Origin of the sequence: Buchnera aphidicola (Aphis nasturtii) (assembly GCF_005083345.1) — a bacterium.
GTDB lineage: Bacteria > Pseudomonadota > Gammaproteobacteria > Enterobacterales > Enterobacteriaceae > Buchnera > Buchnera aphidicola_R.
Genome location: NZ_CP034888.1, coordinates 343,998 through 357,754, shown reverse-complemented (window position 1 = coordinate 357,754; position 13,757 = coordinate 343,998). Strand labels below are relative to the sequence as shown.

12 protein-coding genes are annotated in these 13,757 nt (G+C 24.9%); 3 read left to right on the top strand and 9 right to left on the bottom strand.

What is annotated here, in order from left to right; translation table 11 throughout:
- Positions 1-57: 57 nt before the first annotated feature.
- The 5 genes from tsaB to zwf form a co-directional block, all read right to left on the bottom strand.
- Positions 58-720 carry a tRNA (adenosine(37)-N6)-threonylcarbamoyltransferase complex dimerization subunit type 1 TsaB gene (tsaB, locus tag D9V63_RS01650; protein ID WP_158368800.1) on the bottom strand — a complete coding sequence of 221 codons (663 nt, stop codon included), beginning with the start codon at positions 718-720 and terminating at the stop codon, positions 58-60.
- An 84-nt stretch (positions 721-804) separates the two neighbouring features.
- Positions 805-2,358, bottom strand: a complete 1,554-nt coding sequence (locus D9V63_RS01645; RefSeq protein WP_158368798.1) for a TerC family protein — start codon at positions 2,356-2,358, stop codon at positions 805-807.
- A 283-nt stretch (positions 2,359-2,641) separates the two neighbouring features.
- The gene (gene cspC, locus D9V63_RS01640) at positions 2,642-2,851 is read right to left on the bottom strand and encodes a cold shock-like protein CspC (RefSeq protein WP_158368796.1); all 210 of its coding nucleotides are present in this window, start codon (positions 2,849-2,851) and stop codon (positions 2,642-2,644) included.
- Positions 2,852-3,153: 302 nt separating this feature from the next.
- The gene (gene htpX / locus D9V63_RS01635; protein WP_158368794.1) at positions 3,154-4,029 is read right to left on the bottom strand and encodes a protease HtpX; all 876 of its coding nucleotides are present in this window, start codon (positions 4,027-4,029) and stop codon (positions 3,154-3,156) included.
- A gap of 157 nt (positions 4,030-4,186) precedes the next feature.
- Complete coding sequence (gene zwf / locus D9V63_RS01630; protein WP_158368792.1) at positions 4,187-5,656, bottom strand: glucose-6-phosphate dehydrogenase; 1,470 nt, start codon at positions 5,654-5,656, stop codon at positions 4,187-4,189.
- Positions 5,657-5,936: 280 nt separating this feature from the next.
- On the opposite strand from zwf, the gene pyk reads away from it, so the two are divergent.
- Positions 5,937-7,382: a pyruvate kinase gene (pyk, locus tag D9V63_RS01625; RefSeq protein ID WP_158368790.1), complete on the top strand. Its 1,446-nt coding sequence runs from the start codon at positions 5,937-5,939 to the stop codon at positions 7,380-7,382.
- 53 nt (positions 7,383-7,435) lie between these two features.
- Here the strand turns inward: pyk and D9V63_RS01620 are convergent, their stop codons facing one another.
- Positions 7,436-8,515: a peptidoglycan DD-metalloendopeptidase family protein gene (locus D9V63_RS01620; RefSeq protein WP_158368788.1), complete on the bottom strand. Its 1,080-nt coding sequence runs from the start codon at positions 8,513-8,515 to the stop codon at positions 7,436-7,438.
- A gap of 427 nt (positions 8,516-8,942) precedes the next feature.
- Here D9V63_RS01620 and znuC point away from each other — a divergent pair, with 427 nt between their 5' ends.
- Together znuC and znuB are read left to right on the top strand one after the other, a co-directional pair.
- Positions 8,943-9,659 carry a zinc ABC transporter ATP-binding protein ZnuC gene (gene znuC / locus D9V63_RS01615; RefSeq protein ID WP_158368786.1) on the top strand — a complete coding sequence of 239 codons (717 nt, stop codon included), beginning with the start codon at positions 8,943-8,945 and terminating at the stop codon, positions 9,657-9,659.
- 34 nt (positions 9,660-9,693) lie between these two features.
- Positions 9,694-10,491 (top strand): zinc ABC transporter permease subunit ZnuB, encoded by a 798-nt coding sequence (gene znuB / locus D9V63_RS01610; protein WP_158368784.1) that lies wholly within the window; start codon positions 9,694-9,696, stop codon positions 10,489-10,491.
- Between the two features lie 5 nt (positions 10,492-10,496).
- Here the strand turns inward: znuB and aspS are convergent, their stop codons facing one another.
- From aspS to trxB, 3 genes are all read right to left on the bottom strand, one after another.
- The gene (gene aspS, locus D9V63_RS01605) at positions 10,497-12,257 is read right to left on the bottom strand and encodes an aspartate--tRNA ligase (RefSeq protein WP_158368782.1); all 1,761 of its coding nucleotides are present in this window, start codon (positions 12,255-12,257) and stop codon (positions 10,497-10,499) included.
- 199 nt (positions 12,258-12,456) lie between these two features.
- Positions 12,457-12,675: a translation initiation factor IF-1 gene (gene infA / locus D9V63_RS01600; protein WP_158368781.1), complete on the bottom strand. Its 219-nt coding sequence runs from the start codon at positions 12,673-12,675 to the stop codon at positions 12,457-12,459.
- Positions 12,676-12,776: 101 nt separating this feature from the next.
- A complete protein-coding gene (gene trxB, locus D9V63_RS01595) occupies positions 12,777-13,742 on the bottom strand; it encodes a thioredoxin-disulfide reductase (protein WP_158368779.1) in 966 nt (321 codons plus the stop codon).
- Between the last annotated feature and the right edge of the window lie 15 nt (positions 13,743-13,757).

The following is a 13,757-nucleotide window of genomic DNA, read 5'->3' as shown; positions in this document are numbered from 1 at the left end:
ATAATAATAGATGAGATCAATACTGAAGTATCTTTAGTATTTCAGTATTGACATTATTTAAAAAATACAATTTAAATAATTAAGCTCTACTTCAGTAGTATATAAAAATTTTTTGTTTTTTATATTAAATAGAGAAAATGGGATTATATCTTGTGCATGAGGTGATATGATTTTTATTGTTTTAAAGTTCAAATAATTTTGATCATTAAATTTTTCAAGTCCATTTCCGATGAAAAACCAATCATTATTTAAATTCTTTATTTTTGTTTCAATTTCATAAAAATTGATCAAAGATTCTGTTTCTCCCCCAATCCATAATAATTTCTTATCTTTAATATATTGAGCAAAATATATTTTTTCAGCTCCAGCACGAACAGCAACTAATATTTTTTTTTGATGATACTTGCGCCATGCTTGTTCAGCCATAATAGCTAAAGTTGAAATTCCCAAAATAGGAACATTTAAACTTAAAGATAAACTTTGAGCAATTCCTATAGCAATCCGTATACCAGTAAAATTACCTGGTCCTTTTGAAAAAGTTATATAATTAAGATCTTTAAACGTTATTTTTGAAAGTAATAGTATTTTTTTAATCATTGGTAATATTTTTATAGTATGTTCTTTATTACAATGATCTGATAATGAATATATTTTTTTTCTATATATAGCTACCGAGCAATAATTCATTGAAGTATCAATTGCTAAAATTGTATTAGACATACTTTTCTCAATATTAAAAATCTATTTGTTTTATAACTGGAAATTTTTGTAAAATTAGAACTATTTTTAAATTTCATAAATATTTTAGTTTTTAATAATACGAACTAAATCAATACGATATTCTGTTGCTTTAACGATATGAAATGAAAAAGAATTAATATTAATTATTTCTCCTGGGATAGGTAATTGCCCATTTTGAGCTATTAGTAAACCACCTAAAGAAGCACAATCATCTTCTTTAATAAGTTCTTTTGTGTTGAGTAATTGTTGTAACGAATGTAAATCTGTCTCTCCTTTAACTAACCAGCTATTCTGTTCTTTTATAATATCTGGTGTTTCGTCAGCATCTGGGAATTCTCCAGCAATAGCTTCTAATACATCTAGTGGGGTAATAAGACCTTGTACTACACCAAATTCATTACTCACAATTACAAAACTTCCTTGAGCACGACGAAGAACGCCTAAAAGATTTATAGGATCAAGAGTATCAGGTATAATGATAGGTGGTATTTGGGAAGCAAATTTATAAACATCAATTTTTTTTTCAATAGCTACTAATAATTCTTTAGCACGTACAATACCGATAATTTCATCTAATTCACCCTTACAAACTGGAAATAAGCTATGCGGTGTATCTAGCAATTGAGATCGAATTTCATTAGTATTATTTTCTGTATTAACCCAAGATATATTACTTCTTGGTGTCATAATGCTTTTAATCGATCGCCCTGCTAATGTAAGAACTCCATTAATCATGTACTTCTCTTCATCTTTAAAAGTTTCTGTTTCTGATGAAGGAATAATAGGTATTTTTTCATTTTTGTTAAATGGTTTGTGTTTTATATTTTTGTTTTTATTTTTTTCTCTTATCATTAATCGTAAAATTGCTTCAGCAGCTCTTTGCCTCATAGGTTTTCTAGATTGATTTTTCATGAAATTATGTCGAGCGATTTGATTAAATATTTCAATTAAAATCGAAAATCCTATAGCTGTATATAAATATCCTTTTGGAATATAAAATTTTAACGCTTCTGAAACCAAACTAAATCCAATCATTAATAAAAAACTAAGACATAAAACTACCACCGTTTGGTGTAAATTAATAAAATTAGTTAATGCTTTTGAAGCTAATAACATAAGCGTCGTAGCTAATATAACTGCAATCATCATAATGAATAGCTGATTAACCATTCCAACCGCTGTAATGATAGCATCTAATGAAAACACTGCATCTAGTACAATAATTTGAATAACTACAGCCCAAAAACTAGCATAATTTTTATTTTCTGTATTTTCATGATCTTCATTTTCTAATCTCTCATGTAGTTCGATTGTTGCTTTGGATAATAAAAATAAACCACCAATCAGTAAAATTAAATCACGAACTGATAAAGAAAAAAATCTATTATTAATAATAGGAGTAGTTAAAGTTACTACCCAAGATATTAACGATAATAATCCCAATCTCATTACTAGTGCTAATCCCAATCCAATTAATCGAGCTTTATCTCTTTGATTGGGAGGTAACTTTTCTGATAAAATTGCTACAAAAATTAAATTATCAATTCCTAGTACTACTTCTAAAACTACTAGTGTTAATAAGCCGGCCCAAGTTGACGGTTCTAAAAAAAAATCCATCAGCAAAACTCCGTAAAAAAAATAGGACAGCATAGTATTTAATTTATTTTATATAAATATTACATATTTTATTTTCGAGAAGATTAAAAAATAATTTAGATACATCTAAATCATATGTTTGAATGAACAGATTTTGAGAGAATTTATCTGTGAAGTTAAAATATTTTTACTTAATTTTTATAGATGACTAATTATTTAACAGTTTTTAGTTGTTTAAATTTATCTTTTAAAAATAAGCCCTCTGGTATTTAACAGAGGTCTTTATAAAATCTTTTATTTATTTTTATATAGAATACACGTTAATTGCAGAGGGACCTTTTTGTCCATCTTGAATTTCAAACTCGACATGTTGTCCTTCTGATAGTGTCTTAAAACCATTTCCTTGAATAGATGAAAAATGCACAAATACATCTTTACTTCCATTTGATGGAGTAATAAAACCAAAACCTTTAGATTCGTTAAACCACTTAACTTGACCTTTAATCTTGCTCATCTTTTTTCCTTTAAAATTATTAATTTTTTGATTATTTTCAGAAATTAGAAACATTACTGTGTAAAACATGAATTTAAGATTTTTAAGAAAAGTTTTTAACGTCTTCTACTCTAAAATTGTTTAATTTTAAAATTCCATGCATAAACAGAATTGTTGCTTTTTTCAACTATAATTTTTATAACGATTATAAACGTTTTTATATAAAAAAACAAGCTTAAAAGAATTTAATAAAAAATAATTTTTATTTTAATATTTTCTCTTAATAGATATACTTCTACTAAGAGAAATTTTTTGCGATTTTTTTACATATATTTTCCGCTCTTCAAAGCTTGTATTCTCTTATCTAAAGAAGGATGAGATGCGAATAATTTTACTGATTTAGACTTCCCGTTAATACAAAGAGCAATAATACTCTCAGATTCTTGTGGTTCATAACTTGATTTTAATCTATTTAATGCAGAAATCATTTTTTCGCGACCAACTAGTTTAGCAGAACTAGCATCAGCGTAAAATTCTCGATGCCTCGAGAACCACATAGTGATAATAGTTGCAAACATTCCAAATGTTATTTCTAATATTGTTGAAATTATAAAAAAAACAAATGAATTTTTTTCATTCGTGTTGTTTTCATCGTTATTACTTGATAGTACACTATTCAATATTTGTGAAATAATACGAGATATAAAAATAACAAAAGTATTTACCACTCCTTGTATTAAACTCATTGTAATCATATCTCCATTAGCAATATGACTAATTTCATGACCAATAACTGCTTCTGCTTCATCGCGAGTCATTTTTTCTAGTAGTCCTGACGATACTGCAATTAATGCTGAGTTACGTCGAGGACCTGTTGCAAACGCATTAATATCTATAGCATCGTATGTTGCAATTTGAGGTATTTTTATTCCTTTCTGAATTGATTGTTTACGCACAGTTTTAATTAGCCATTGTTCTGTATCATTACTAGCAGATCTGATTATTCTTCCATTGACTGAACGCAATGCAATCCATTTAGATATAAGAAGTGATACAATAGATCCACTAAAACCAAATAAACTGGACATAATAAATATACCATAAATACTATCCGAAGCAATTCCTGTTAACGCAAGAATTAAAGAAAATATTGATGTAACTGCTAAGTTAGTTAATAAGAAAAGAATAATACGTATCATAAGATATTATCTTCCTCAATCCAGGAAAAATAGTATTTTGAAATTAATTTTTAAATAATAGTTATATAAAAATTTAATTTTAAATTAAATATGTAAAAATATTTTTAATTTAACATATTCTTTTCAAAAAAGTCAAGATAAATGAATTAATTATATTTTAACGAAATTTATGCCAATTTCTTCCATCTTTCATAATCATTTCATCTGCATGTTTTGGCCCCCATGTGCCTGCAGCATATAATTGAAGAGTGTTTTTTTTATTATTTTTCCAAGCATTTATAATAGGATCAATCCATTTCCATGATTCTTCTATTTCTTCGCGACATACAAATAAAGATTGCGCTCCTTTCATTACTTCTAATAAAAGTCGCTCATAAGCATCAATTTGATGGTGTTGCTTTTCTATCGACAAATTTGATTGCATTGTTTCATTTTTTAATTGATATATTTCATTTAATCCTGATAGTTTTTTTAAAAAATCTATTTGAATATTTTCATTAGGATCTAATCGTATAATTAATTTATTTTGAGATAAATTATGATTATAATCTTTAAATAGATTGATTGGTATTTTTTTAAAAACAATTACTATTTCTGAATATTTCTGCGCTAATCTTTTACCAGTTCTTAAATAAAAAGGTACACCAAACCATTGATCATTTTTTAGATCAACTTTAATACATACATATGTTTCAGTTTGACTAATTGAATTTGCTCCGTTTTCTTCTAAATATGAAGGCACTTTTTTCCCATGAATATTACCTTCAGTATATTGACCTCGAACAGTTTTTGTATTTATGTTTTCTATATTAATATTTTTTAATGCTCGTAAAATTTTAATTTTTTCATTTTGAATATGTTTAGATGAAATATCTTTTGGTTGATCCATTGCAATAATAGTTAATATTTGTAAAAGATGGTTCTGGACCATATCTTTTGTTTGTCCCATATCGTCAAAATAGTTCCACCTGTTTTCAATACCTATTTCTTCAGATACAGTAATTTGAATATGATCAATAATTTTATTATTCCAATTATTAAAAAATAATGCATTCGCAAATCGTAGAGAAAGTAAATTTAATATTGATTCTTTTCCTAAGTAATGATCAATTCTAAAAATTTGTGATTCTAAAAAATACTTAGATATTTGATCGTTAATTTTTTTACATGTTTTTAAGCATACACCTAATGGTTTTTCTATTATTATCCTTGAAGGAAATGAATTTAAATTAACTTTTCCTAATCCTTGAAAAATGGCATTAAATGCACTTGGAGGCACAGCGCAATAATAAATAATTGTATTTTTTGTTTGATGTAATATTTTTTTTAGTTTTTTAAAAAACACTTCTTTAAAAACATCAATGTTACAAAAATGTAAACGTGAACTCAATTTATTCCAAGTATTTTCATCTATATTTTCTTTTGAAAATTTTTTAATAGCTGTTTTTACTATTTTTATATATTCATCTTGAGTCCAATCAGCACGACCTGCTCCAATAATACGCGTATTAGGATGTATTTTGTTTAATATTTCTAATTTATATAAAGCAGGTAATAATTTTCTTTGAGCTAAATCTCCTTTAGTTCCAAAAATAACTAAATCGCAAGCTTGAGTGATTTTTATCATAAATTTTCTCTTTTTTAGAATATAATATTTTATATTTTTTAAAAATGTAAAACAATTAATAAACTATTTTTAAAAATAATTATGTATTAAAATAAATTTGTTTAAGATTTTTTATTTGATATCAGCTATCATGATTATTAAATATAAAATTTTTCATTAATTTTACTAAATAAATAAATATAAATAAATATTTGATGCTATTTATATTGTATTTTAGAGTAGCTTTTAAAATAAAAGATAATTAATTACATTATAATAAAATAAATTATTAGAGGTATTTATGTTGACTCGTTTAAGAAGAACTAAAATTGTTGCTACTTTAGGTCCTTCTACAGATAAAGGTGATAATCTTAAAAAAATTATTGAATCCGGAGCAAATGTTCTTCGCTTAAATTTTTCTCATGGTTATCCTAACGAACATATAAACAGAGCTAAAAAAGCAAGAGAAATAATGCTAGATTTAAATTGTAATATTGCTTTACTTGGTGATTTACAAGGACCTAAAATTAGAATTTCTAAATTTAAAACAAATAGTGTTTTACTTCAGAAAAATGAAATTTTTATATTAGATGCAAGTTTACAAGACACTGATGGCAACCAAGAAAGAGTAGGAATTGATTACAAAAGATTACCATACGATTTAAATATTAATGATATCTTACTTTTAGATGATGGTAAAATACAACTAAAAGTGTTAAAAGTTACAGATTTAGAAATATATACTCAAGTTATTATAGGAGGTATTTTATCAAATAACAAAGGTATTAATAAATTAGGTGGAGGATTATCAGCGCATGCTTTAACGGAAAAAGATAGAAAGGATATTATACTTGCTTCTACAATAGATGTAGATTATTTAGCTGTATCTTTTCCTAGATGTGGAAAAGATCTGAAAAAAGCAAGATATTTATTAAATCAATCTGGTAGTAAAGCTAAAATTATAGCAAAAATAGAGCGTGCAGAAGCTGTAAGTAGTCAAAACGCAATAGAAGATATAATATTATCTTCCGATGCTATTATGATTGCTAGAGGAGATTTAGGAGTAGAAATTGGAGATGCAGAGCTAGTAGGTATTCAAAAAAATTTAATTAGAAGCGCTAGAAAATTAAATAAAGTAGTTATTACTGCAACGCAAATGATGGAATCTATGATTTTAAATCCATCACCTACTCGAGCAGAGGTAATGGATGTTGCAAATGCTGTATTAGATGGAAGTGATGCAGTTATGTTGTCCGCTGAAACTGCGTCTGGTAAATATCCGTCAGAAACTGTTTTAAATATGGCAAAAGTTTGCATGGGCGCGGAAAAAATACCTAGTATTAATGTTTCTAGACATCGTATTAATATAAAATTTAATGATATAGAAGAAGCAATTGCTATGTCAACTATGTACGCAGCAAATCATTTAAATGGCATTACAGCGATTATTACTATGACAGAATCTGGTAAGACTGCTTTAATGACTTCTCGTATTACATCTGGACTTCCTATTTTTGCTTTATCAAAACACAAAAAAACGTTAAATTTATCAACTTTATATAGAGGTGTAGTACCTATTTATTTCAATAGCCAACATGATGGAGTTGAGGCTGCTAATGAAGCTATATTATTGTTATGTAAAAGAGGTTTTTTATTTAATAATGATTTAGTAATTGTAACGCAAGGAGACATTATGGGAAAAACAGGAAAAACAAATACCACCAGAATTTTGAAGGTTATCTATTAATTTTTAATCTACATTGATTAAATATCAGTATTTAATATAAGTATGTTAAAATATTATTTTAATTTTGATAAAATTATTTTAGACATTTTCAAATATGAAATTAATTCTTTGTGTGTCAGTGGTTCTATAAAATTAGATCGAGCATATATTGGATTAATCGCATGTTTTTTAATCCATATTTCATAGTGTAAATGTGGTCCAGTTGTTCTTCCAGAATTTCCAGATAACGCAATTTTTTGGTTTATTTTAATGTCCTGACCTACTTGAACTAATATTTTTTTAAGATGCATATATTTAGTTATATATTGGTTTAAATTTTTTAAAACTATATAAAAACCTGCGATTTGATTAAATCCCGTTTTTATTATTTTACCATTACTAGTAGCTAGCACTAAAGTTCCCTTGGGCATTGCTAAATCAATTCCCAAATGACGACTTATACGATGTGTAATTGGGTGAATACGATGTAAATTAAAGGAAGAAGATACTCGATATTTTTTTAAAAATGAAAAATTCATCACCATAGTTGATTTATTACAACCATTGATATCATAAAAGTTTCCATTAATTGCTCGTATAGCATAGTATGTTTTTCCTATGTTATTTAATTTTATAGCTTCTAATATATTTAAATTTTTTTTTGTTTTTAAAAAAATTAAATTAAATATACTATTAGCATTTATTTTACGAAAACTTATTTGCCATTCTATAGCCTTAATAACAGTTTGAATATCAGAAAAATTTAATCCTGATTCAAGTGCGCTTTGAAAAAAATTAGAATTTTTTTTAATATAAATTATTTTTTTAAAAAATGTATTATTTGGTAAATATGGCATTAAATTAGATTCATTTTTAATGATTTTCGAGTCTTTATTACATTGAGCATTAATTTTTTTATTTTTTTTTAATATAATATTTTCTTGCGAATTATTTATTAGTTGATTGTTTTTTATAAGATTAAAACATTGATTAAAAAATATTTTTTTTTCTTTTGGTATAATACTAAAACCTAATAAAATTAAAGAAATAATGATAGTTTTTATAAAAAATGTAAATATATTATAAAAATTAAATATATAATTTAAATTTAAATCATTTAAATATAAAAAAATTTTTTTATAAATATACCGCACTGCTTGAATTCCTTAAATAATTTTGATTAGATGATATGTTGATTAGAAAATTTTAATAAATTTCAAAATATAACTAAATAATACAGATATAATAATATAAATATCTCAAAAATAACAAAATATTTAATTTTTCTTTTATTATTCTGTTTCATATTTTATCAAAAATAAAATTTATTTAATTTTTAAAATTTTTTTAAAGATATACTTGAAGTATTATATCAACTTTATATGCAATTTGATAAATTATTTATGATTTTTTGATTAAAATTATTATATCTTTAAATCATATTGAAGTATAAGTTTATAATTATAAATATACATTACGAATTTTTTAATTTTTTATTTTTAAAATAAAAATTATGTTCATTTATAAAAAAATATTTTATAATATAAAAAATTACAATATAATATAAAAGCTTATTTTATTATGTTAGAATTTATCGTTTTAAAAAATATATATGTTAATTTTTCTGATCGACCTATTCTTCATAATATATCATTATCTTTAAATGCCAACCGTATAATTACATTAATTGGTCCTAATGGAGCTGGTAAGTCTACTTTAATACGTGTTATTTTAGGATTAATAAAACCTAATTCAGGAATAGTCTTACGTTCTCCATATATCTCTATTGGTTATGTACCTCAAAAATTATATCTTAATAATTTATTGCCTATTACAGTTGAACGATTTATGAAGTTGTCTTGTCGAAAAAAAACCACAAATATTTTAAAAATATTAAAACGCGTAAAAGCAGAATCACTTAGACAGCTTTCATTGCAAACATTATCTGGTGGAGAAATGCAGCGTGTTTTATTAGCTAGAGCTTTATTAAATAATCCTAATTTACTTGTTTTAGACGAACCAATACAAGGAGTAGATGTAATGGGTCAACTAGATTTATATAATTTAATTCATTCTATACGCGATGAATTAAATTGTACTATCTTAATAGTGTCTCATGATTTAAATTTTGTTATGGCCCGAACTGATCATGTCATTTGTTTAAACAAACATATTTGTTGTTCTGGTAGTCCTAAAACAGTATTCAAAAATTTAGAATTTATTTCAATATTTGGTTTAGAACGAATTCAAGAAATAGCAATTTATCATCATAATCATGATCATATTCATCAATATTAAAGTTATTAAATAAAATTTTAGAGTATTTTACATTATGTTTGCATTAATTTTCCCTGGATGGTTGTCTGGAGTATTTCTTTCTTTTGCCACAGGGCCTTTAGGTTCTTTTATAGTTTGGCGTCGTATGTCATCTTTTGGTGACACATTATCGCATTCATCTTTACTTGGATTAGCGATGTCTATAATATTACAAACGAATTCATTTTATATTATTCTAGGTTTTGTGAGTTTACTTGCTATTTTTTTAGCTTTTTTAGAAAAAATATTACCAATTTCGTTAGAAACTATATTAACGATAATATCACATAGTTCACTATCTTTAGGTATGGTATTGATTAGTTTTGTTTCTAATTCAAAACAAATAAATTTTAATAATTATTTGTTTGGTGATTTATTGTCCATGCAAATATCTGACTTATTTGTTATTTTTTTAGGAAGTTTAACAGTTTTAATTGTTTTAATTATTCGTTGGAATTCAATTTTATTAGTAACAATTAATCCCGAATTGGCTCAAATTGATGGTATTAATCTTTTTTATATACGTTTAACTTTAATGTTAACGACTGCTTTAACTATTTCTATTGCAATTAAATTCGTAGGAGCTTTATTAATAACTTCTTTATTAGTTATCCCCCCTGCTACTGCGCAATATTTTTCTAATTCTCCAGAAAAAATGGTGATTATTGGAATTATAGTTAGTATTATTTCTATTACAGGAGGAATAGTTTTATCTATATTTTTTAATATTCCGACAAGTCCATCTATTGTGTTATTTTCTTCTTTTCTTTATTTATCAAGCACTATAAAAAATTTTTTTTATAAAAAATTATAATATTTTTATTCTTGAGAGATCTTTATACCTAAATCATTTAAATCTTTATTTTCTATTCGACTCGGAGCTTTAGTCATAAGACATGAAGCAGATGTTGTTTTAGGAAAAGCAATAACATCTCGAATATTATTTGTTTGTCTTAATAGCATGACTATTCTGTCTAATCCTAAAGCTATTCCTGCATGAGGTGGAGCTCCATATTTTAATGCTTCTATTAAGAACCCAAATTTTTCTTCTTGATCTTTTTTATTTAATCCAATAACATTAAAAATGTTTTTTTGTGTTTTAGCATTATGAATTCTAACTGAACCACCACCAATTTCATACCCATTAATTACTAAATCATAACTATCTGACATAGCATGTTCTAAATCATTAAAAATTTTATTTTCGTGATTTTTTTTAAATGCAGTAAAAGGATGGTGAACAGAGGAAAAGTTTCCAAAGTTATCTTTTTTAAACATAGGAAAATGTATTACCCATAATGGCTTCCAAACATTTTTTTTACAGATTTGAAAATCATTTCCTAGTTTTATACGTAACATACCGAGAGATTTATTTACAACTTCTTCTATATCAGCTACGATGAATAAAATATCTCCATTTTTAGCTCCTGTTTTTTTCACAATTTTATTTAAAATTATTTCATTTAAAATGCTTTTTATCGAGCTTTGAATACCTTCTAATCCCATTTCATATTTTTTAATTTTTATATAAAATAAATTTTTTGCACCAAATTGGTTGACATAATTGCAATATTTTTCAATTTTTTTCCGACTTATTTTTTCACCTTCAGGAAAGCATAATAAAGCGATTCTATTTTTTTTTGATGAATTAATTTTAAAAAAATCAAAATATTTTTTTTTATTCAAAATATTCAATATATCAATTATTTCTATGGGGTTACGTAAATCGGGTTTATCTGATCCATAGCGCTTTATTGCTTCATTAAAAGATATTGTAGGAAATTTATTTAAATTATATTTTAATATTTTTAACCAAATTTTTTTTATTAATTGCTCTATAATATTACGAATTTTTTTACTATTCATAAATGAAGCTTCAATATCAATTTGTGTAAATTCAGGTTGTCGATCAGATCTTAGATCTTCATCACGAAAACATTTAACTATTTGATAATACTTATCAATTCCAGAAATCATTAATAATTGTTTAAATAATTGCGGTGATTGTGGTAAAGCATAAAATTTTCCTGGATAGTTTCGACTAGGAACTAGATAATCTCTAGCGCCTTCAGGAGTAGATTTGGTTAAAACTGGTGTTTCAATATCTAAGAAATGTCTTTTTGTCATGAAATTTCTTATTAAATAAGTAACTTTGTTTCTAATTTTTAAATTCTCAATTAAAGTAAATTTTCGAAGGTCTAAATAACGATATTTTAATCTTAAATCATCACTATTATTATTTAAATAATCTAATGGAATAGGATCCGAAATATTAAAAATATTTATTTCTTGAGCTAATATTTCTATTTCTCCGGTATTTAATTTGGGATTTTTATTTTTAACGTTTCTTTCTTTTACAATTCCTTTAATTTGAATGCATGATTCATTTTTCAAACTTAATGCTTTTTTAAAGACAAATTGATTATTTAATTCAAAAATAACTTGAATAATACCTGTACAATCTCTCATGTCTACAAAAATAAATTGACCAAAATTTCTTATTTTGTTTACCCAACCGGATATAATTACGGATTTATGTAAATCAATTATTTTAATATTTCCACAATATTTAGTACGCATAAATTCTCTGTCAAAATTTATTTTTTAATAATATTTTATTAAAATATAGTTTTTATTTTTGATTTTTTATGAAATTAGTTTTTAGAAGAAACGATGAAAAATGTAATTAAAAATTTTTAATTAATTATTATCATATATATAGTATGTATTTACAACTTAGTTTTGTGAGATTTATTAAATGATTATTAAAAGTTTATAATTAACGACTTCTAAAAATAATTCTACCTTTTGTTAAATCATATGGTGTTAATTCCACAGTGACTTTATCACCCGTTAATATTCTAATATAATTTTTTCGCATTTTTCCTGATATATGAGCAGTAATAACATGTTTATTTTCTAATTCTACACGAAACATTGTATTTGGTAGTGTATCTATAACTATTCCTTGCATTTCAATATTATCTTCTTTAGGCATTTTTTTTCTCTAAAATGACAAATTATAAAAAAATTTTATATTTTAATTATAACTGATACTAGTCATTTTGACTAGTATGTTTTTCCAAAGATAAAAAGATCTCATATTTGATTACAAGAATTTAAGTAACGTTCACTATCTATTGCTGCCATACACCCAGTAGCAGAAGATGTGATAGCCTGTTTATATACATGATCCGCAACATCACCTGCTGCAAAAATACCTGGAATGCTTGTTTGTGTGTAGTTTCCATGTTTTTCTCTTTTAATTTTAATATATCCATTTTCTATTTCTAATTGATTTATAAAAATATCTGTATTTGGAATATGTCCTATTGCAACAAATAATCCAGATACAATTATTTTTTTTTGAATAGCTTTTATCGGGTTAATATTATTTATTATTACATGTGTTACACCTAAACTGTTTCCTAATATTTCTTTTATAGTATAATTTAAATAAAGTACAACTTTTTTATTTTTTACTAATTCTAGCAATCGATTTATTAGTATTTTTTCTGCTTTAAAATTATTTCTTCGATGTATTAAATGTATTGTTTTTGCAAAATTTGATAAATATAGTGTTTCTTCTATAGCTGTGTTTCCTCCTCCTACTACTGCTATTTCTTTATCTTTATAAAAAAATCCATCACATATAGCGCAAGTAGAAACGCCTCTTCCTTTAAATTTATCTTCTGAATTTAATCCTAAATAACGAGGGTTTGAACCAGTAGCAATAATTACCGAATCAGCTGTATATTTATTTTGTTCACCTAATAAAAAAAATGGTTTTTTATCAAATGTTACTGAAACAATTTTATCGTATATAATTTCTGTTTGATATTTCATTGCATGTTCATACATACGATTCATTAATTCTGAGCCAGTAATTTTATTTTTATCTCCAGGCCAATTTTCAATCTCATTGGTGTTCATTAATTGACCGCCTTTATTATCTCCAGTAATTAGTATAGGATGTAAATTTGCTCGTGCTGCATATATAGCTGAAGTATATCCAGCTGGACCTGATCCTAAAATAATTACTTTAGTATGTTTTTTAGTTTGCATATTATTCCTGTTTTT